17 protein-coding genes, 1 tRNA gene and 2 other annotated features are annotated in these 21,950 nt (G+C 38.3%); of the genes, 12 read left to right on the plus strand and 6 right to left on the minus strand.

What is annotated here, in order from left to right:
• Positions 1-176: 176 nt before the first annotated feature.
• The 4 genes from jag to rpmH form a co-directional block, all read right to left on the minus strand.
• A complete protein-coding gene (jag, locus tag BN1068_RS10380; protein ID WP_077602789.1) occupies positions 177-788 on the minus strand; it encodes an RNA-binding cell elongation regulator Jag/EloR in 612 nt (203 codons plus the stop codon).
• A gap of 203 nt (positions 789-991) precedes the next feature.
• Positions 992-1,750, minus strand: a complete 759-nt coding sequence (yidC, locus tag BN1068_RS10385) for a membrane protein insertase YidC (RefSeq protein WP_077602790.1) — start codon at positions 1,748-1,750, stop codon at positions 992-994.
• Positions 1,751-1,832: 82 nt separating this feature from the next.
• Positions 1,833-2,180: a ribonuclease P protein component gene (rnpA, locus tag BN1068_RS10390; protein ID WP_077602791.1), complete on the minus strand. Its 348-nt coding sequence runs from the start codon at positions 2,178-2,180 to the stop codon at positions 1,833-1,835.
• Positions 2,181-2,338: 158 nt separating this feature from the next.
• Positions 2,339-2,473, minus strand: a complete 135-nt coding sequence (rpmH, locus tag BN1068_RS10395) for a 50S ribosomal protein L34 (RefSeq protein ID WP_042528652.1) — start codon at positions 2,471-2,473, stop codon at positions 2,339-2,341.
• 1,144 nt (positions 2,474-3,617) lie between these two features.
• Between rpmH and dnaA the strand changes: the two genes are divergently transcribed.
• The 7 genes from dnaA to gyrA all read left to right on the plus strand — a co-directional run bounded on the left by dnaA (position 3,618) and on the right by gyrA (position 13,330).
• Complete coding sequence (dnaA, locus tag BN1068_RS10400) at positions 3,618-4,961, plus strand: chromosomal replication initiator protein DnaA (RefSeq protein ID WP_077602792.1); 1,344 nt, start codon at positions 3,618-3,620, stop codon at positions 4,959-4,961.
• Positions 4,962-5,205: 244 nt separating this feature from the next.
• A complete protein-coding gene (dnaN, locus tag BN1068_RS10405) occupies positions 5,206-6,342 on the plus strand; it encodes a DNA polymerase III subunit beta (RefSeq protein ID WP_077602793.1) in 1,137 nt (378 codons plus the stop codon).
• Between the two features lie 542 nt (positions 6,343-6,884).
• Positions 6,885-7,106, plus strand: a complete 222-nt coding sequence (yaaA, locus tag BN1068_RS10410; RefSeq protein ID WP_077602794.1) for a S4 domain-containing protein YaaA — start codon at positions 6,885-6,887, stop codon at positions 7,104-7,106.
• A 3-nt stretch (positions 7,107-7,109) separates the two neighbouring features.
• Positions 7,110-8,234 (plus strand): DNA replication/repair protein RecF, encoded by a 1,125-nt coding sequence (recF, locus tag BN1068_RS10415; protein WP_077602795.1) that lies wholly within the window; start codon positions 7,110-7,112, stop codon positions 8,232-8,234.
• A gap of 79 nt (positions 8,235-8,313) precedes the next feature.
• A complete protein-coding gene (gene remB / locus BN1068_RS10420; RefSeq protein WP_077602796.1) occupies positions 8,314-8,589 on the plus strand; it encodes an extracellular matrix regulator RemB in 276 nt (91 codons plus the stop codon).
• Between the two features lie 25 nt (positions 8,590-8,614).
• Positions 8,615-10,540, plus strand: coding sequence for a DNA topoisomerase (ATP-hydrolyzing) subunit B (gyrB, locus tag BN1068_RS10425; protein ID WP_077602797.1), 1,926 nt, complete (start codon positions 8,615-8,617; stop codon positions 10,538-10,540).
• A 267-nt stretch (positions 10,541-10,807) separates the two neighbouring features.
• The gene (gyrA, locus tag BN1068_RS10430; protein ID WP_077602798.1) at positions 10,808-13,330 is read left to right on the plus strand and encodes a DNA gyrase subunit A; all 2,523 of its coding nucleotides are present in this window, start codon (positions 10,808-10,810) and stop codon (positions 13,328-13,330) included.
• Between the two features lie 92 nt (positions 13,331-13,422).
• On the opposite strand, the gene BN1068_RS10435 is transcribed toward gyrA, so the two are convergent.
• A complete protein-coding gene (locus tag BN1068_RS10435) occupies positions 13,423-14,376 on the minus strand; it encodes a YaaC family protein (RefSeq protein WP_077602799.1) in 954 nt (317 codons plus the stop codon).
• Between the two features lie 252 nt (positions 14,377-14,628).
• Here BN1068_RS10435 and guaB point away from each other — a divergent pair, with 252 nt between their 5' ends.
• From guaB to BN1068_RS10455, 4 genes are all read left to right on the plus strand, one after another.
• Positions 14,629-16,101 (plus strand): IMP dehydrogenase, encoded by a 1,473-nt coding sequence (gene guaB, locus BN1068_RS10440; protein ID WP_077602800.1) that lies wholly within the window; start codon positions 14,629-14,631, stop codon positions 16,099-16,101.
• A 270-nt stretch (positions 16,102-16,371) separates the two neighbouring features.
• A complete protein-coding gene (locus tag BN1068_RS10445) occupies positions 16,372-17,709 on the plus strand; it encodes a D-alanyl-D-alanine carboxypeptidase family protein (protein ID WP_077602801.1) in 1,338 nt (445 codons plus the stop codon).
• Between the two features lie 227 nt (positions 17,710-17,936).
• Positions 17,937-18,167, plus strand: a binding site (T-box leader).
• Positions 18,168-18,232: 65 nt separating this feature from the next.
• Positions 18,233-19,510: a serine--tRNA ligase gene (gene serS, locus BN1068_RS10450; RefSeq protein WP_077602802.1), complete on the plus strand. Its 1,278-nt coding sequence runs from the start codon at positions 18,233-18,235 to the stop codon at positions 19,508-19,510.
• A gap of 102 nt (positions 19,511-19,612) precedes the next feature.
• Positions 19,613-19,705: transfer RNA gene (locus BN1068_RS10455), tRNA-Ser, on the plus strand.
• A gap of 78 nt (positions 19,706-19,783) precedes the next feature.
• Here BN1068_RS10455 and BN1068_RS10460 read toward each other — a convergent pair.
• A complete protein-coding gene (locus BN1068_RS10460) occupies positions 19,784-20,530 on the minus strand; it encodes a GTP pyrophosphokinase (protein ID WP_077602803.1) in 747 nt (248 codons plus the stop codon).
• Positions 20,531-20,826: 296 nt separating this feature from the next.
• Positions 20,827-21,034: a binding site (T-box leader), on the plus strand.
• A 90-nt stretch (positions 21,035-21,124) separates the two neighbouring features.
• Here BN1068_RS10460 and proC point away from each other — a divergent pair.
• Positions 21,125-21,943, plus strand: coding sequence for a pyrroline-5-carboxylate reductase (gene proC / locus BN1068_RS10465; protein ID WP_077602804.1), 819 nt, complete (start codon positions 21,125-21,127; stop codon positions 21,941-21,943).
• Positions 21,944-21,950 lie beyond the last annotated feature (7 nt).

Raw genomic sequence — 21,950 nt, forward strand, 5'->3', positions numbered from 1 at the left:
GATATATTAAAATGGAATAATTCATTTTAAACCATAGAGGTGTGTATGTGATGAATAAATCTCGTTATTGATGGAACATTACCTGTATCCAAAATTACTGACAAGATTTTAAATACAGTCATAGAATAGAAAAAAACCAAAACCTGAGAGATCTGACGCATTCTCAGGCTTTGGTTTTAAGGTTTAATAACAATATGACGATGCGGCTCAACGCCATCAGAATAAGTGGAAACCTGCTTATCCTGCAGGACACTATGGATAATTTTACGTTCAAATGCCGGCATCGGCTCCAGAACCACTTTTTTCTTTGTTTTCTGTGCTTTATCTCCCATTTTCAACGCAAGTGATTCTAAGGTTTCTTTTCTTCTGGCCCGATAGCCTTCTGCATCCAATGTTACTGTATAATACGTGTCATTATGTTTGTTAATAACTAAATGCACTAAATACTGCAACGCGTTTAAGGTCTGGCCTCTTTTTCCAATGAGCTTTGCAATATTTTCATGATGCATTGTATATGTTACATGGTTTTCCTTGACTTCCGTTTCTATTTTTACTGAGAGATTCATGTTGCTAGTAACTTCTTTGATAAATTGAGCTGTTTCTTCAACCGGATCCTTTGCTACTGTTACTTTTACAAAGGCACGCTTGGATCCAAAGATCCCAAATACTCCTTTTTTACCTTCATCAATGACCTCAACATCTACTTGGTTCTTCTCCACTCCTAATTGGTCCAGAGCGGATTGAACCGCTTCTTCAACTGTTTGACCACTTGCAGTTACTTCTCTCAATCGTTTCCCCTCCATTTTTCAGCATAAGCACCCGTAATTTCCTTATTTGGTTAAAAATTTAACTATAATTCAGGCGGGAAAACAGATGCTATATTTAATTTCTGAAGAGCTTCCTAATTGCTATTATATTTTCATAAAACTTAAAACTGTTTAATTATTTTACTTATTAATAATGAGGGAATCTCTTCCCCCATTATAACAATTTATTTTTTGGCCATCATCGGCTTATTAATAAGTAGTGTCTGGCATACCATGAAGATGTTACCAGTTACCCAGTACAATGCTAATGCTGCCGGGAAGAAGAAGGCCATTACACCAATCATAATCGGCATCACATATAGCATAATCTGCAGCTGTAATCTCATTTGTGGATTACTGTTTGCAGATGAATTGGTAGACATCATTAATTTCTGCTGTAAGAAAGTAAACAGTGCTGTCAGAATCGGCAAAACATAATCCGGTGTTCCGAGCTGGAACCATAGAAAATCATGTGTAGCAATTTCTGTCGTACGTCTAATTGCATGATACATCGCAATAAATATTGGCATTTGCACAAGAATCGGTAAACATCCAGCTAATGGATTAACACCATTTTTTTGGAACAATTGCATCGTTTCCTGTTGTAATTTCTGCTGTGTATTAGCATCCTTAGACGCGTATTTTTTCTGAAGCTCCTGTAATTGCGGCTGAACTTCCTGCATTGCTTTCGTACTTTTAATTTGTTTTACGTTTAACGGTACTAGTATCAAACGGATAAGTACTGTTACTAAAATAATTGCCAAGCCATAGTTTTCATTCAAAAATTCTGCAATCTTTGTTATAAACCAAGATAATGGATAAACGAAGACTGTATTCCAAAACCCTTCACTTTCAGGTGTAATCGGTTCATCAATTTGGGTACACCCAGCTAAAAAAACCGCTAACACGAGAAAAGTGATTAATATCCCGTATTTTTTGCGCAAAGCTTTTCCTCCTTAATATTCCCAATGCTTCTACTTGTTATTTTAGCTTATTTACATTGTGAATTCTATCTTAAACTTGTCCTTACTTCGAGTGCTTAAATAGTTTTTCTTTATATAATAGATGTGAGAGACTTTTTTTCATCATTTCATAACTCATTGTTTTCGTTGGGTTTCTGGCAATGATTACGATATCATAACAAGGTTTAATATCCTTCTCTAACTCTTGAAAAGACGCCCGCAGCAATCTTTTTATACGATTCCTGACAACGGCATTCCCTATTTTTTTCCCGACAGACAGACCGATCCGGATATGATCCTGATTCTCTTTCTTCCTATAATAAATAACCAGCTGTCTATTTGCGAAAGAATTCCCGTGCTTAAAAGCTGCCTGAAATTCTTCATTTTTTTTAATTCGAAATTGTTTTTTCACCGTCATCACCTTTTAATTTAACCCACATACATCTTCTTCTATTCATTATATACTATTAAAAGCTTGTCCATCTTTAAACACATAAAATATGTAATTCGATATAGGAATCACAATATCCTTTAAATAACAGAAAAAAACCACTGATAGTTGTCAGTGGCTTATGCAGATAAAACTTTACGTCCTTTGCGACGACGACGGGCCAAAATATGACGACCATTTTTTGTGCTCATACGCGTGCGAAAGCCGTGAACTTTTTTACGTTTACGATTATTTGGTTGAAACGTTCTTTTCATGAGTGTGCACCTCCTTGGAAAATCCAAGTTTCATATTTAAACTATAAATAGCTTATAACTTATCCATTAGACAGTCCTTGATATTATACGAAAAATGTATTCATTTTGTCAACCGGCTATTTAATAAAATTCTGCTTCATTTCTTTCTCACACATTTTTCAATGATTTCCTTTAAATTTTTCACAAAGAATCTTTCTTACTAATTTTTATCAAATGAAGCTCCGTTTCCTTCCCCTTTTCTTCATGAAAGATATCTATTTCCCACCTCTAATATTTTTTTGAGATACTACACTTTTCTTCTAAATAAACAGTATTTCCATTCATCCTCTTTTATATTCTGAAGTAATACAGCTATTAGTACAGTTATTGCCGAATTTCTGTTTTAGCAATCTCCTTTATTATCCACAGTCCGTATCGAATAATTTCTCCCTCTTTTTTTCTATCCACACAAAAAATAAACAGTTTAACCACAAAATATAGCGTTGTTTACAACTGAAACACACAACGGATAGAATATGTGGATAACTATTTGAAAGCCATTGATTTATTCGGTTTTATTTGGTATTATATTTATGTTTTAGTTTGTGGAAATAATTTATGCTAATAAAACTTATGCACAGAATGTGGACAAGTTGTGGATAGTTTTTCCACTGATTTTTGATAAAGTTTTCTACAAGGCTGTGGATAGCGTTTATATTTATAGATTTTCTTTAAAATTATTTTTACTGTGTACAAGAGTATTCCTGCTCCAAGCTTGAATTGCACATGTAATTTTCTATTTAAATTATTTATCCACAGGCTTTTTTTATTTTTTATACGTCTGCCTTTCCATCTAACCCCTGAGATAGATTGAGAGAGGCTTTTTTCTTCTAAATAGAGCTTCATAAAAAAGGTATACAGACAAACTGTTTAAAATTTTGCTTTAGCTTGAAGTATATGAAATAGCTATCCATAATATCTATTTTTATTCTCTCTTATCCTGAGCGGCGAATATCCTGCTCGGTTCTTTAGCATCCTTTTTAATATGAATTTCTATTTTCTATAGCAATAAGACAAATGACCTTTAAAAAGTTTAGCCTTTACTATTGCTGTCCATCCTGACAACTATATTTCCTAACTTAGGTCGAAAGGAGTGAAAGTAACTTTGGAAAATATTGAAGAACTTTGGGATGCAACATTAAGCACCATCCAGGAAAAATTAAGTAAACCGAGCTTTGACACTTGGCTGAAAAACACAAAAGCCCTTCACTTAGAAAAAAATACATTGGTTATTACCGCTCCAAATGAATTTACAAAGGATTGGCTGGAAACACAGTATACCGATTTAATAACCCAGACTTTAGAAGAAATCACTGGTTCCAATCTGAACGCCAAGTTTATTATTCCTGATTCTGTGGAAGAACCATCAGATCAAAAACCGATGCCAAAACCGAATATTGACGCTAAAACGCCAGATTCTCCAAAATCAATGCTGAATGATAAATATACATTCGATACTTTTGTTATCGGCGCCGGGAACCGCTTTGCGCACGCAGCATCTTTAGCTGTTGCCGAAGCTCCTGCCAAAGCATATAATCCATTATTTATTTATGGCGGGGTTGGTTTAGGAAAAACACATCTAATGCACGCAATCGGTCATTATGTAAGAGAGCATAATAAAAATGCCAAGGTGGTTTACCTGACCTCTGAAAAATTTACGAATGAATTTATTAATGCCATTATGGATAACAAATCGAATCATTTCCGCAATAAATATCGCAATATTGATGTCCTTCTTATTGATGATATTCAATTTATTGCTGGAAAAGAATCAACTCAAGAGGAATTTTTCCATACTTTTAATGCGCTGCACGAGGAAAGTAAGCAAATTATTATTTCCAGTGACCGGCCGCCAAAAGAAATTCCTACATTAGAGGATCGCTTGCGTTCGCGCTTTGAATGGGGGCTGATTACGGATATTACTCCTCCTGATTTAGAAACAAGAATTGCTATTTTAAATAAAAAAGCCAAAGCGGAAGGGCTGGATATTCCAAACGAAGTCATGCTGTATATTGCTAATCAGATTAATACAAATATCCGGGAGCTGGAGGGTGCGCTGATCCGTGTCGTCGCTTACTCTTCTTTAGTAAACCAGGATATCGATGCTTCTTTAGCAGCAAATGCGTTGAAGGATATTATTCCCAGTAATAAGCCAAAAGAAATTACTATTCCTGCTATCCAAGAGGTTGTAGCGGATAGATATCATATCCGGCTGGAGGATTTTCCTGCTAAAAAGCGTACCAAATCTATTGCTTTTCCGAGACAGATTGCCATGTATTTATCAAGAGAGCTGACAGATGCTTCTCTTCCGAAAATTGGTCAGGAATTTGGCGGAAGAGACCACACTACCGTCATTCACGCGCATGAAAAAATCTCAAAGCTGCTTGAAACGGATACAGAATTAGATCGGGATATTGAAGAATTAAAAGAAAAGCTTAAATCTTTATAAGCTGCATGGCTGTGTATGGTGTGTAAAAACAGAACAACATATAAACAGGTTATACACATGTGGAAAACTTTGTTGTTTTTAACACAATCCTACTTATCCACAGTAACCACAGCTCTTATTACTATTATTACTGTTTTTTATATTATAATTAATAAATAATAGAACCCTTTTTTATGAATTTAGGAAAGAATTTAAGAAACAGCTGCTGCAAGGCTTTTCTTATACAATCAAGGAGGATATGTACATGCGTTTTACAATACAAAGAGATAAATTAATTGCTGGTGTACAAGATGTTATGAAAGCAATCTCTGTCAGAACTGTTATTCCGATATTAACTGGAATGAAAATTGAAGTGAAACAACATGGAGTTACTCTAACAGGGAGTGATTCCGATATTTCAATCGAATCTTATATTCCAGCTGAAGATGAAGACAAAGTATATATTGAAAATATAGAGGATGGAAGTATTGTGTTACAGGCTAAATACTTTCCTGATATTGTCCGGAAGCTCCCTGAATCACAGGTAGATATTGTTGTTGATGATCAATTTAATGTAAAAATTACTTCAGGGAAATCAGAGTTTAATTTAAATGGCCAAAGTGCGGATGAATACCCGTTGCTTCCAAAGCTGCAAACAGAAAATAGCTTTGAAATGCCGATTGATTTATTAAAAAGCATGATTAAGCAAACTGTTTTTGCTGTATCTACGATGGAAACAAGACCGATTCTAACGGGAGTAAATATTAAATTAGAAGATCAAAAGCTTGTATTCACTGCAACAGACAGCCATCGTCTGGCAAAAAGAGATATTCCAATAACAGATTCAAATGTTTCTATTGAACAAGTAGTTGTACCTGGAAAAAGCTTAAATGAACTATATAAAATTCTAAATGATTCCGAGGAAACTGTAGAAATCAGTGTAACGAATAACCAGATTCTTTTCCGCACGAAGCATTTGAATTTCTTATCCAGATTATTAGATGGAAATTATCCCGAAACCTCGAGATTAATTCCAGACCATAGCAAAACTACCATTCAAATTAAAACAACACCGCTTTTAAAATCCATTGAACGTGCTTCTTTATTGGCAAAGGAAGAAAGAAATAATGTTGTTAAGTTTACGAGCAATGATAATGGTTTGATAGAGATTTCAAGTAACTCTCCGGAAATCGGAAATGTAGAGGAAGAAGTAACTGCTGATAAGATTGATGGTGAGAACTTAAAAATATCTTTCAGCTCAAAATATATGATCGATGCGCTGAAGGCGATTGAATATGATGAAGTAGTGATTGAATTTACAGGAGCAATGCGTCCATTTGTTATTCGTCCTGTAGAAAATGATTCTATTCTTCAGCTGATTTTACCAGTAAGAACATACTAAGAAATATTTGTTTTTTTAATGCGTTACGCGTTAAAAAAACGTGTCAGACCAGGGAATAAGTAAAAGTTATACTCTGTAAACTAAAAGCTCTTTTAATTAAAAAGGGCTTTTTAGTTTTTTTAAAGAGTAGGAAAGTATATAAGATGCTGGAGATAGCCGCTCCAACGGTTTTAATGAGGTGAGTAATCTTAGGCCCCAGAAATACACTACGCTTTTCGTGGGCCCCGTGCTCAGCCTCCTCGAAAAAAAGGACAATTTTATTCTAAATAAGTTTAAATTCATCCATTAGTTATTTCATTTTTTACAAGCTCTTTTAAAAAACAACATAAAACGCGTTCTAAGAAGAGAAGAGGGAAATAAGAATGCCCCCATTAAAAAAGTCTAAAAAACGCTAAGACATATCTTTTTGTAATTATTTGAGGCCTTTCCTTCCTTTTTTAATCAATTTTTAGTAAAATAGAAAATAGAAGAAATAATATAAGTGTCTGTTTTCTTTTTTTTATTAAGGCAGACAAAACAAATAGAAAGTATTTGGTGATATCATGCATGAGCAGATAAAGATAGATACGGAGTATATTACGCTTGGGCAATGTGTCAAGCTGATTAATTTTTTGGATTCTGGTGGAATGGTCAAAGCATATCTTCAAGATGTAGGGGCTGTGGTTAATGGAGAACGTGAACATCGCCGCGGGAGAAAATTATATCCGGAAGATGTCCTTGAAATAGATGAGATAGGATCCTTTGTCATTTTCAAAGAGGAATAAAGAATGCATATTGAACAGTTGAAATTGACCAATTACCGCAATTATGAAGCATTGGACATTACATTTGATGATAAGGTTAATGTCATCATTGGAGAAAATGCGCAAGGAAAAACCAATCTGATGGAAGCAATTTATGTGCTCTCATTTACCCGTTCTCATCGGACAATGCGGGAAAAAGAGCTCATACGCTGGGATTCAGATTATGCTACAATAGAGGGCAGGATTACAAAAAGGAATCAATCCATCCCCCTGCAAATCTCCATTTCCTCTAAAGGAAAAAAAGCAAAGATAAATCATTTGGAGCAGCACCGGTTGAGTGATTACATTGGTGCGGTTAATGTGGTTATGTTTGCGCCGGAGGATTTAACGATCGTTAAAGGAGCTCCGCAGATTCGCCGTCGTTTTATGGATATGGAATTAGGTCAAATTCAGCCAACCTATATCTACCATTTATCTCAATATCAAAAAATACTCAAGCAAAGAAACCATTTATTAAAGCAGCTGCAACGTCAGAGCAGTGCTGATGAAACTATGTTGGATGTATTAACAGACCAACTGGTTGAGCATGCTTCTTTTTTGCTGGAGAGACGATTTGTTTACCTTGATCTGCTGAGAAAATGGGCAGGACCTATTCATGAAGGAATCAGTCGTAATCTAGAAAACTTGGAAATTAAATATGATGCGACAATAAAGGTATCAGAAGACGCAAATAAGGAAAAAATAACTACTAACTATGAAGATTCCTTTAAGGAGGTCCGAAAAAAAGAAATTGAACGCGGTACAACATTGATTGGCCCGCACCGGGATGACCTTATCTTTTTCGTGAATGGCAAGGATGTTCAAACGTATGGTTCACAAGGGCAGCAAAGAACGACTGCCTTATCCATTAAACTGGCTGAGATAGAATTGATTTATCAGGAGGTGGGTGAATATCCGATTCTTTTACTTGATGATGTATTAAGTGAACTGGATGATTACCGCCAGTCTCACCTATTAAACACGATTCAGGGAAAAGTGCAGACGTTTGTTTCAACAACGAATGTCGACGGAATTCACCATGAAACGCTGAAAAATGCAGAGTTATTTTATGTTCATCAAGGTATCGTAACAAATAAAAAAGAATCGTAATCTGCTGCTGTTTTTAAAGTAAATGAGCAGCGTAAGAATGGAAGAAGTCTGATTAAACGAAGAAAGGAAGCGATTGATCGTGTTCATCCACATTGGCAATGACAATGTTATCCGGTCCCGGGAGGTCATTGCGATAATTGATTACGATTTATATACAAATGCATCAGGAATGTATCAGATGATACAGGAATGGAAGCAGAAGGATAGAGTTTCCGGTCCCGAAAAAAAGGCAAAATCCATTATGATTACAGAAAATCATATTTTTTTCAGTACCTTATCGGTAGCTACTTTAAGAAAGCGCTCAGGTATTTTAACAACAATCAGTAATTTAGAAGATTATTATGATGAAGCGTAATTCATATAGAAATGAGTGTGAGAAGATGTCAATGGAAGACAAAGTAACAGAAAACCAAGCCTATGATGCTGACCAGATACAAGTACTGGAAGGTCTTGAAGCCGTTCGTAAAAGACCGGGAATGTATATCGGTTCCACCAGTGAAAAAGGATTACATCACCTTGTCTGGGAAATTGTCGATAATAGTATCGATGAGGCGCTGGCAGGTTATTGTGATCATATTGAAGTCATTATCGAAGAGGATAATAGTATTACTGTAAAAGATAATGGCCGGGGGATTCCTGTCGGTATTCAAAAGAAAACAGGCCGTCCAGCTTTGGAAGTTATTATGACAGTGCTTCATGCCGGCGGTAAGTTCGGCGGCGGCGGATATAAAGTTTCCGGTGGACTTCATGGTGTAGGTGCATCTGTTGTAAATGCTCTTTCCAGTAAATTAGAGGTAACTGTCCACCTTGATGGAAAAATTCACTATCTTTCTTTCCATAAAGGGGTTCCTGACGGTGAGATTGAGATTATTGGGGATACAGATATTACAGGAACCGTAACACACTTTATACCAGATCCGGAAATTTTCACAGAAACTACCGAATATGATTATGGAACATTAGAACAACGTCTGAGAGAGCTTGCTTTCTTAAATAAAGGATTGCGTATATCCATTGAAGATAAACGTACGGATAAAGATCCGGCAACGTATTATTATGAGGGCGGAATCAGTTCTTATGTAGAATTCATTAATAAAAATAAAGAAGTACTGCACGAACCATTCTATGCTGAAGGGGAAGATCAGGGAATTTCTGTAGAGGTTGCTATCCAGTATAACGATGGATTTGCGACCAGCTTATATTCTTTTGCTAATAATATTCATACCTATGAAGGCGGAACACATGAAGTTGGTTTCCGTTCAGGGCTGACGCGTGCAATCAATGATTATGCAAAAAAGAACAGCTTATTGAAAGATAATGAATCAAACCTGTCTGGAGAGGATGTCCGGGAAGGCTTGACAGCAATTGTTTCCGTGAAGCATCCAGATCCGCAATTTGAGGGACAGACGAAAACAAAACTGGGAAATAGCGAAGTACGTGCAATTACAGATGGTGTATTTTCAGAGACTTTCTCTAAATTTCTTTACGAAAATCCAACGACCGCAAAAATTATTGTAGAAAAAGGGTTAATGGCGTCCAGAGCACGTTTGGCTGCTAAAAAAGCAAGAGAGCTGACACGTCGTAAAAGTGCGCTCGATGTAACAAGTCTGCCAGGAAAATTAGCTGATTGTTCTTCCAAAGACGCATCAAAAAGTGAGCTGTACATTGTAGAGGGTGACTCTGCCGGCGGTTCCGCAAAATCAGGAAGGGATCGTCACTACCAGGCAATTCTTCCTTTACGGGGAAAAATCTTAAATGTCGAAAAAGCACGTCTGGATCGAATTTTATCAAATAATGAAGTACGTGCCATGATTACAGCGTTAGGAACTGGGATTGCTGAAGATTTTGATATATCAAAGGCACGCTACCATAAGGTTGTTATTATGACAGATGCTGATGTGGACGGAGCGCATATCAGAACATTATTATTAACATTTTTCTATCGATATATGCGTCCATTAATTGAGCATGGCTATATTTATATAGCACAACCGCCGCTTTATCAAATCAAGCAGGGCAAAGCAGTTCATTATGTTTATTCCGATAAAGGTCTGGATGCACTGCTTGCTGAGCTTCCAAAGGCACCAAAACCAGGTATTCAGCGTTATAAAGGTTTGGGAGAAATGAACGCAGACCAGCTTTGGGATACAACCATGAACCCGGACTCACGCACACTGCTGCAGGTTGAGCTTAGCGACGCAATTGATGCAGACCAGGTTTTTGATATGTTAATGGGCGATAAAGTAGAGCCGCGACGCAACTTTATCGAAGAAAACGCCCAGTACGTACAAAACTTAGATATTTAAGAGGTTGTTCAAAAAGTCCAATAAAAATGACGCGACGAATTTCTGCGTTGACGAATTTTTTCCGATACTCACGTATTGTTAAGCATAGAGGAACTTCTGTTAAAAACGTCCACGTCCTGTGGACAACACAGAAGTCACCACATCCTGTGGAAGTCCGTTCGAAAAAAATTCGTCGCCTTGAACTTCTTGGTCCTATTTATCAGACTTTTTGAATCCACATTTTAAGGGAAATCACTGAAATAATAGTGATTGGGAGGTTATTAGACTATGGCAGAGGAAAATCGTCCGAGTGTCCAGGAAATAAATATAAGTAAAGAGATGCGTACATCCTTCTTGGATTATGCGATGAGCGTTATCGTAGCAAGAGCATTACCCGATGTCCGCGATGGAATGAAGCCCGTCCATCGCCGTATCCTTTACGCAATGAATGATCTGGGAATGCACTCTGACAAAGCATTTAAAAAATCAGCACGTATCGTGGGAGAGGTTATTGGTAAGTACCATCCACATGGTGATTCGGCTGTTTATGAGACAATGGTAAGAATGGCGCAGGATTTCAGTTACCGGTATATGCTCGTGGACGGGCATGGGAACTTTGGTTCCGTCGATGGTGATTCGGCAGCGGCAATGCGTTATACAGAAGCACGTATGTCCAAGATTTCCATGGAGCTTCTTCGAGACATTAATAAAGACACGATCGACTACCAGGATAACTATGATGGTGCTGAACGTGAACCGGTCGTGTTCCCGGCACGATTCCCTAATTTACTTGTTAACGGAACATCGGGGATTGCAGTTGGGATGGCAACGAATATTCCACCGCACCATTTAGGCGAAACGATTGATGCTGTACTGGCTGTAAGTAAAAATCCGGATATAACAGTAGACGAAATTATGGAAAGCTATCTTCCTGGTCCAGACTTCCCTACGGCAGGTCAAATCTTAGGAAGAAGTGGTATCCGCAAAGCCTATGAAACAGGAAAAGGATCTATCACCATCCGTGCAAAAAGCAATATTGAGCAGGGTAAAAATGATAAAGAAACGATTATTGTGACAGAGCTTCCTTATCAGGTGAACAAGGCTAAGCTTATTGAAAAAATAGCTGAACTTGTCCGTGATAAAAAAATTGATGGTATCACAGATCTTCGTGATGAATCTGACCGTAATGGGATGCGGGTTGTAATAGAGCTGAGAAGAGATGCAAATGCGAATGTGGTATTGAATAATTTATATAAGCATACTTCTTTGCAGACAACTTTTGGTATTAATATGCTTGCTCTTGTTGACGGGCGTCCAAAAGTATTAACGATTAAACAATGCTTAGAATACTATTTAGAGCATCAAAAAGAAATTATCAAGCGCCGTACAGCGTTTGAGTTAAATAAAGCAGAAGCACGTGCACATATTCTAGAAGGCTTGCGTATTGCGCTTGATCATTTGGATGAGGTTATTTCCTTAATCCGTAATTCCAAAACAGCAGATATAGCAAGAGAAGGTTTAATCGAACGCTTTGAGTTGTCTGAAAAACAGGCTCAGGCAATTCTTGATATGCGTCTGCAGCGTTTAACAGGCTTGGAACGCGAAAAGATTGAAGAAGAATACAAAGAGCTTCAGGCATTAATTGCGGAGTTAAAAGCAATCTTAGCTGACGAAGAAAAAGTATTAGAAATCATTCGTGAAGAGCTTATTGAAGTTAAAGAGAAGTTTCGTGATGACCGCCGTACAGAAATTGTTGCAGGCGGAGCAGGTTTCTTTGAGGATGAAGATCTTATTCCTGTAGAGAATATTGTTATCACGCTGACACATCAGGGTTATATTAAACGATTACCGGCGTCTACGTATCGTACACAGCGCCGCGGCGGCCGTGGTATTCAGGGAATGGGAACGAACGAGGATGACTTTGTAGAGCATCTTGTATCTACCTCAACCCATGATACGGTTCTATTCTTTACGAACAAAGGGAAGGTTTATAAAACAAAAGGATATGAGGTTCCTGAGTTTAGCCGTACTGCCAAAGGCATCCCGATTATTAATTTGCTTCAGGTGGAAAAAGGAGAATGGGTCAATGCAGTTATCTCTGTATCCGAGTTTGATGAAGACCACTTCCTGTTCTTTACGACGAAGTACGGGATTGCGAAACGCACCTCCCTTGAAAAGTTCAAGAATATCCGCAAAGGCGGACTCATTGCTGTAAACCTGCGGGAAGAGGATGAATTAATTTCTGTTCGTATGACTGATGGCGAAAAGGAAATTATGATTGCGACGAAAAACGGTTATTTAATCCGTTTTGAAGAAGAACAGATGCGCCCAATGGGAAGAACAGCGGCAGGGGTAAAAGGAATTTCCCTTCGTGAGGATGATGAGGTAGTCTCCATGGAAATTATGGAAGAAAGCTCTAAAATTCTTCATGTAACAAGTAAAGGATTTGGAAAGCAGACACCGGAAGATGAATATCGCCGTATTAACCGTGGCGGTAAAGGTGTATTTACCTGTAAGCTTGATGAAAAAACAGGACATGTTGTCGCTGTGAAGGCGATCCATGGTGATGAAGATTTAATGGTTATTACCGCCCAAGGCGTGCTTATTCGTATCCAGGTATCCGATATTTCTCAAACAGGCAGAAACACCAAAGGAGTGCACTTGATTCGTTTGCAGGATGATGAAGAAGTTGCAACTGTAGCCCGGATTGAGAAAGAAGAAGAGGTAGTGGAAGAAGCAGAACAAGCTGAACAGGAAGAGCAAACGGAAGTATCTGAAGAGAATAACGAAGCGGATGATAATAACGAATAACAGGCAAGGTTTTTAGTCTATATTGTTATCAAATGATGCTATAAAGAGGATCAGCCGCCTAGCTATGGAAAATATAGCCGGCGGCTGATTTTTTATTTATTTTCATCCTGAAAATTTTGCAATAAACACTGGCTGATAAGGGCTGGTGTTTTTTGCTGTGTTATTTTCAAAAATTGTTGAATAAGCGGATACTCCCGATCGGCCTTGGTTTGAATAAGCTCTCCCCACCACTCCGTCTCATACCGGCAAATCATGCTTAAATTAAACAAAAGAAGATAATGTACCAGAATCTCAGAGTAAGGGAAATAGTCTGTTCTTGCTGCCGGGAAATAAATAAATTCGTTATGCAGATGATAACGGAAAGGCCCATTCCAATCTTTGACGGATTCTGTCAGGTAAAGCTGCAATTCTCCCTCTTTTTGTTGGATATCCCCGATAGGAGGCAGAAATGGACGAATACGCTCTATAAATGTAGATTCTTTTAAATAAAATCCATCTAAAACGCGATCCGGGAAGCGGAGCTGTTTACTTTCTTTTTCTCCGACAATTATCATAGGTGTTTCTTTATGAAAGCTCCAAATATTACTTAATTCTGGAATAGAACGTAGCAGGAGCTGCATGGAAACACGGTTTAAAGGGAAAGGATGGTGAGAAAATAAATAACGGCTGACATAGGGAAATAACCCCTGCTGCTGAATTTTGACCTCATCCTCGATAAAACGATAATCTTTGCGCTTTCTTTTCCGGGCTGTCAAACCGTGTGCAAGTACACCTGTCGTTTCCGGATAATCAGGACGTTTTGTCAGCAGCCAGCCTTTTAAAAGATGTACCATTCCATAAAAAGATAGAACAGGCTGGACCAGAATACTGCTCTTTTGGCTGGATTCCATAAAATGGCTTCCATTACTGATGTAGTGTATGAAAGCAGAACTGTTTTGATAGCTTTTTGTTTTCGTATCATCCTGAGATTGATAACTTTTTTCTAAATAATTTTGCGCATTTTCTTCTGCTGTTAAAAACGAATAAATGTCTTCATAAGGTATCATTACTCCAGCTCCATAACTATTTAAATATTTTGAATCTATCCTCTATTTGTACTTATATGTCGGGTGCTTGAAAAAGCTTAAAAGATAGAGTAATGTAAGTAAAAATAGATATTTGCTACTACTTTCACAAAGGCGGTATTTTTTAAGCAGTTTCTCCGATATCGTATGAAGATATACCTTGAAAACTGTATAGCATCTGCAAAATGAAGTGAAACGATGTTGTAAATTCAATGATTGGAGGATGAGCTAGCAATGAGAGAAGACAAATTTGCAAAAGAAGGTTTAACGTTTGATGATGTATTACTTGTTCCGGCTGAATCAGAGGTTTTACCAAACCAGGTGGATTTAAGTGTTGATTTAACATCAAACTTAAAGCTGAAATCACCATTTATCAGTGCCGGAATGGATACAGTAACAGAAGCAGAAATGGCAATTGCCATGGCACGTCAGGGCGGATTTGGAGTTATTCATAAGAATATGTCTATTGAACAGCAGGCAGAGGAAGTAGACCGTGTAAAACGCTCTGAAAGTGGTGTTATCACGAACCCGTTCTTCTTAACTCCTGAGCATCAGGTATATGATGCGGAGCATTTGATGGGGAAATACCGGATTTCAGGAGTTCCAATTGTTAATAATATTGAGGAACAAAAGCTCGTTGGTATTTTGACCAATCGTGATTTACGCTTTATTGAGGACTATTCAATTCTGATTTCAGAAGTGATGACAACGGAGGAATTGGTAACAGCACCAGTTGGCACAACATTGGACGAAGCGGAAAAGCTTCTGCAGAAATATAAAATTGAAAAGCTGCCTCTTGTTGATGATCAGGGGATTTTAAAAGGGCTGATTACGATTAAAGATATCGAAAAGGTGATTGAGTTTCCAAATGCAGCAAAGGATTCACAAGGACGCTTAATTGTAGCGGCTGCTGTCGGTGTTACTGGCGATGCGATGAAGCGGATTGAAAAATTAGTTGATGCTGGTGTAGATGCCATTGTTATTGATACAGCACATGGCCACTCTAAAGGTGTTCTTGATCAATTAAAATATATCCGTGAGGCCTATCCTGATTTAGCAATTATTGCAGGAAACGTGGCAACAGAAGATGGAACAAGAGCTTTAATCGAAGCTGGAGCTTCTGTTGTAAAAGTAGGTATTGGACCTGGATCTATCTGTACAACCCGTGTTGTTGCAGGTGTCGGTGTACCGCAAATTACCGCCGTTTACGATTGTGCCCGCGCAGCGAAGGAGTACGGTGTACCGGTTATTGCAGATGGCGGGATTAAATACTCTGGTGACATCGTGAAAGCTTTAGCAGCAGGTGCGCATGCGGTAATGCTGGGAAGTATTTTTGCAGGGACATCGGAAAGCCCGGGAGAAACAGAAATTTTCCAGGGACGCCAATATAAAGTGTATCGCGGTATGGGATCTGTCGGAGCAATGCAGGCAGGATCAAAAGATCGCTACTTCCAAAGTGAATCAGAGAATAAAAAGCTTGTTCCAGAAGGTATTGAAGGACGTATTGCCTACAAAGGGTCACTTGGAGACACCTTCCATCAATTAATAGGCGGTTTGCGCGCCGGTATGGGTTATTGTGGAACAAAAACATTAGAGAGCTTAAGAAATGATGCCCGGTTTATCCGTATTACAGGAGCGGGATTGAAGGAAAGTCATCCACATGATGTACAAATTACGAAAGAAGCTCCAAACTATTTTGTACAGTAATGAAATGAATTTCATCTGATGACAAATTTGTGTCATACGGTCGTAAAAAAAATAGATAGAGGATGTTGCTCTATCTATTTTTTTATGAATTTTTATGGTAAAATGTGAAGCGTGCTTAGCAGAATACATAGAACTTATCACAGTGCTGCGCTTTTGGTCGGAGAGGGTAATTTAAAAGCCCTGTTCAGCGAGAAAAAGAGCGGGAAAAGTCACAAAATGAAGTGTCGTTTTATGTAAACAAGCTATATTATTAAACGGAGGTACGGAAATGTGAGAAAGTCTATGAATAAATTATTTCTTTTGGTGGCTGCGGCAGCGCTTGTATTAACATCTTTAGGAACACCAGCCATGTCTGTTTATGCAGATGAATTAGATTTAGAGGCAGAATCAGCAATTTTAGTGGATGCAGAAACGGGTAAAATTTTATATGCGAGAGATCCGGATGTGGCATTGCCTCCTGCTAGCATGACAAAAATGATGACAGAATATCTTGTTTGGGAAGCAATTGAAAACGGCGATATTTCTTGGGATACTACAACACAAATTAGTGATTATGCATATAGTATATCTGCAAATGCTGATTTTTCTGGTGTCGGCTTAACGCAGCAAAAGGACTATACAGTAAAACAATTATATGATGCAATGGCAATTAACTCAGATAATGCTACCTCCATTGCGTTGGCGGAATTAATTGCAGGATCTGAAAGTGAATTTGTTACATTGATGAATGAAAAGGGCGAGGAATTAGGCCTTCAGGAATATAAATTTGTTAATTCAACAGGGTTAGATAATGAGAGTTTAGGGGATAACTATCCAGAAGGAACCAGCCCCAATGATACAAACCTGTTATCAGCCCGTGCAGCTGCCATTTTAGCGACAGCTTTAGTGAATGACTACCCGGAAGCATTGGAAGTATCCAGTATACCGAGTACAGAATTTGACGGGCAGGAAATTGACAACTGGAATTATATGCTGGATCATGATTCTGTGAACCTGGAACAATATTATTATGAAGGTGTAGACGGCTTGAAAACGGGTCATACAGATCTTGCAGGCTATGCTTTTACAGGAACAGCAGAACGTGATGGAAGACGCCTTATTACCGTTGTTATGAAAACATCCAGTATGGAAAAACGCTTTGAAGAAACGGCAAAGCTGCTGGATTATGGATTTGATGAATTTGAAACACAGGAATTATTCCCGGCAGGATATCAAGAAGAAGGCGAAGAAACCATTCCTGTCGCAAAAGGGAAAGAAAAAGAAGTAAATATTGGTATTAATAATGCTATCCAGGTTCCTGTGAAATCAGGTGAGGAAGAGCTGTATCATTTAGAATATGCGTTAGACGAAGATAAGCTGAATAGCAATGGTGAACTGGAAGCACCAATAGAAGCAGATGAAGTAATCGGAACAGTTAACGTTGTCTATGATGGAGAAGAAGAAGATTTTGGTTACGTTTCGGATGAGGCGAGTGAGGAAAGCTACGAATTAGTTGCTATGGATTCTATTGAAAAAGCGAACTGGTTTATGCTTACTTTACAATCCATCGGTGATTTCTTCGTAAACATGTTCCAGGGGGCGTACAACTGGGTGACAGGACTTTTTTAATTAATTTCTCCAGAAACCTTGCAACCTGATATGAAATAGCTTATGATATACAATAATTCATAATATAGGATGTTCAAAAAGTCCAATAAAGATGACACGGCGATTTTCTTCGTTGACTACCTTTTTCCGATACTCACGTATTATAAGACATACGCTCCGTTCGTAAAAAGGTAGTCGCCTTGAACTTCTTGGTCCTATTTATCGAACTTTTTGAACACGTACTAATATATAATGTGTTGATAGGAACTAGTAGCTGTTTTTCTATCTGTAGAGAGCTAATGGCCGGTGTAAATTAGCGTTAGAATGCAGTGAATCCATCCTGGAGCATGCTTATCGAAGTGAGTCAATCATTGTAAGTAAGCACGGAGATACGACGTTATTCGTATACAAAGCCGAAAGAGTCTATTTGGATTCTTTAACTAGGGTGGCAACGCGGGAAATATACTCTCGTCCCTTTATATATAAGGGACGGGAGTTTTTTAATGGTTTAAAATGGAAGTTCAAATACAAGGAGGTAATGATGATGTTAGATATGAAGTATGTACGAAATAACTTTGATGAGGTGAAGGGGAGGCTCGCACACCGTGGAGAAGATCTCAGTGAATTAGATAAATTTGGTGAGCTTGATGTAAGAAGACGTGAATTAATCGCAGAGACAGAACAGTTAAAGGCAAAGCGTAATGAAGTGTCCAAGGAAATTTCTGTTTTAAAGCGGGAGAAGAAGGATGCTGAAGCGGCTATTGCTTCCATGCGTGAAGTTGGAGATGAAATATCTAAGCTTGATAAAGAATTAAAAGAAATTGAAGAGACATTAGAAAATATCATGCTTTCTATTCCTAACCTTCCGCATGAGAGCGTCCCTGTCGGAGAAGATGAGGATGATAACGTAGAAGCACGTAAATGGGGTACTGTTCCGGAATTTTCATTTGAAGCACAGCCGCACTGGGATGTTGCTACAAATTTAGATATTTTAGACTTTGAGCGCGCTGCAAAAGTAACCGGAAGCCGTTTTGTCTTCTATAAAGGGTTAGGAGCGAGATTAGAGCGTGCATTATTAAACTTTATGATGGATCTGCATGCGGATAAGCATGGCTATCAGGAAATGCTTCCTCCATATATTGTGAACCGGATGAGCATGACTGGCACTGGACAGTTGCCTAAATTTGAAGAGGATGCCTTTAAGCTCGAAGAATGGGATTATTTTCTGGTACCGACAGCTGAAGTTCCTGTAACGAACTATCATCGTGATGAAATTTTAACAGCTGATGAACTGCCGAAAAAATATGTTGCATTCAGTGCCAGCTTCCGTTCTGAAGCAGGCTCTGCCGGAAGAGATACCCGCGGCTTAATCCGTCAGCACCAGTTCAATAAAGTCGAACTCGTGAATTTTGTAAAGCCGGAAGATTCTTATGAAACCTTAGAAAGACTGACTGGCGAAGCAGAAAAAGTGTTACAGCTGTTAGAATTACCTTATCGGGTGATGAGCATGTGCACAGGCGATTTAGGCTTCACAGCAGCGAAAAAATACGATATTGAAGTGTGGATACCAAGCCAGCATACGTATCGTGAGATCTCTTCCTGCTCTAATTTTGAAGATTTCCAGGCGCGTCGTGCAGGCATTCGTTTCCGTCGTGAAGCAAACGGAAAACCAGAATTTGTTCATACCTTAAATGGATCTGGTCTTGCATTAGGCCGTACCGTAGCGGCAATTTTGGAGAATTACCAACAGGAAGATGGAAGTGTGGTTGTACCGGAAGTGTTACGTGCGTATATGGGCGGTGTAGAGGTGATTGGCAAGTAATATTCAAGTGAAAGGCTCTCTGGTTTTGGGGGCCTTTCACTTTTTTTATGAAAAATGTTGACAAGTAATATTAGTGGGTGGTATAGTAGTTTTTGTGTTCACGGAGGTATACCCAAGTCTGGCTGAAGGGATCGGTCTTGAAAACCGACAGGCGGGTCAAACCGCGCGGGGGTTCGAATCCCTCTACCTCCTCCATTAATAACAAATATAAATAGCAATAAATAAAAACCCGCGGCTTTCGAGCTGCGGGTTTTCTGATGTATTTCTATAGATTTACTCTTTATCTCTTCTTTCCATCAATGACTCCAATAGCTGCTTTGGCAGTGGAAAGCGTTTGTTATCAAGCGGCAGAAAGTTGAGCTTGCTCTCTGCATGTTTATCTTCTTTAGCCTCATTCATTTCCGAATGAAGAAACTCCATCTTCTCATCTAGCTGATTCGCAATATTGGCGCTGGTCGTCAATTCCTCCACCAGGTGTTCCGGTACTTCTCCATCATATTTATAATAAATTTTATGCTCCAAGCTCGCCCAGAAATCCATGGCAACGGTGCGAATCTGTATTTCGATAAAAACTTCCTCCTGACGGTCAGAGAAAAAGACAGGAATCGATAAAATCAGATGGAGGCTTTTGTATCCATTTGGTTTTGGGTTCTTAATGTAATCTTTGATTTCAATCACTTTTATATCCTGCTGACCTTGTATCATTTCACTGATTTTATAAATATCAGAGATAAAAGAACAGACAATACGGATTCCTGCAATATCCTTAATATAGTTCTTAATCGACCCCTGGGTAATCGGAATATTTTTGCGCTGGCATTTTTGTAAAATACTTTCCGGCGATTTAATGCGTGATTTTAAATGTTCAATCGGATTGTAATCATGAATATGCTCAAATTCTTCCTGAAGGATGTTAAGCTTCGTATTAATTTCGTCCAGTCCAAATTTATAGCTGAGCATAAAACGTGTTAATTCTTTTCGTACAGCTGTTAACTGGTTGATTTGTTTTGATTCATCCATTGATAAAATTCCTTTCTGGCTTTCATTCAGATACAATATTAAGTATAGCAAAAATTGTTTTTTATATCAGATTGAAAGACGTCTGGATTTTATGCTGATGGGTTTTGCCGTATTTGAATATAAATGGGATTTTGATAAAAAAGTTTAATCAATTTCTTATTCTTCCATTATGGTCGGTGAATTGAAGTCTATTTTTGCTATAAAAAACTTTACCAGCAATATGAATTAAAAGGGTAGACATATAAAACACCTTGACAAAAGCGTGGCAAGCCCTTATAGTACAATTCAATATAATAAAAAATACGTTGAACGGACCAGTAATTTATGTGTATTTACTAAAGAGAAGAAATCCGGCGGCTGTGAGATTTCTGTAAATACCTTTATGAACCTATCCGTGAGTAGGTTGGCGGATGCTGACTGCAGCATGCTGCATTATCAAAGAGAGTGGATAACTTTTTATCAAAAAAGGTGGTACCGCGGGATAATACTGATTCCGTCCTTTATTTTAAGGATGTGTAATCAGTTTTTTTATTGTCAGCAGGTATCAATGATATATTAATGAAACGAATCAAGATAACTACAGGAGGAAAATACATGGATAAGACAATTGCATTTTTTGGGGCAGGGAATTTAGCAGAGGCGATTATTGCGGGAATAACGAGAAGCAATGTTGTTTCTAATGAGCAGGTACTTGTTACCAATCGCAGTGATAATACACGCTTAGATTTACTTTCCGAAAAATATGGTGTGCAATGTAATAGGAATAAGGAAGAAATGATTCAGGAAGCGAATATTATTATTTTGGCTATGAAGCCTAAGGATGCGGGCAACTATTTAAATTGGCTTAAAGACCATATAAAGCCGCATCACGTGGTTATTTCTGTGATTGCAGGGTTATCGATCGAACAGATGGAAAAAACGCTTGGAGAAGGTATTCCTGTTATCCGGACGATGCCAAATACCTCTGCCCTAATCGGCCAATCAGCTACTGCTATTTCCAGGGGTTCTTATGTTCAGCTTAGTCAGCTTTATCTGGCAGAAGAGCTTTTCCAGACAGTAGGAACAACAAAAATTGTCGATGAGAAGGATATGCACACGATTACAGCTATTGCTGGAAGCGGTCCTGCATTTTTCTATTATATGGTAGAATCAATGGAGAAAGCAGCAGTAGAGGCGGGACTGGATAGAGAAACAGCATTAGAATTATTAACCCAGACCGTTATTGGTGCAGGGAAAATGCTTGAATCATCCGGAGAAGATCCAGAACAGCTGCGCGTGAATATTACCAGTCCGTCCGGAACAACAGAGGCCGGCTTAAGTGAGTTAATGGCGAATGGATTTGATAAGGCTGTTAAAGCATGTGTAGACGGGGCGAGAGAGCGGTCTATCGAAATCACAAATGCACAAAAGTAAATGTAAA

Source organism: Oceanobacillus sojae (genome assembly GCF_900162665.1).
In the GTDB taxonomy this organism is placed as follows: domain Bacteria; phylum Bacillota; class Bacilli; order Bacillales; family Amphibacillaceae; genus Oceanobacillus; species Oceanobacillus sojae_A.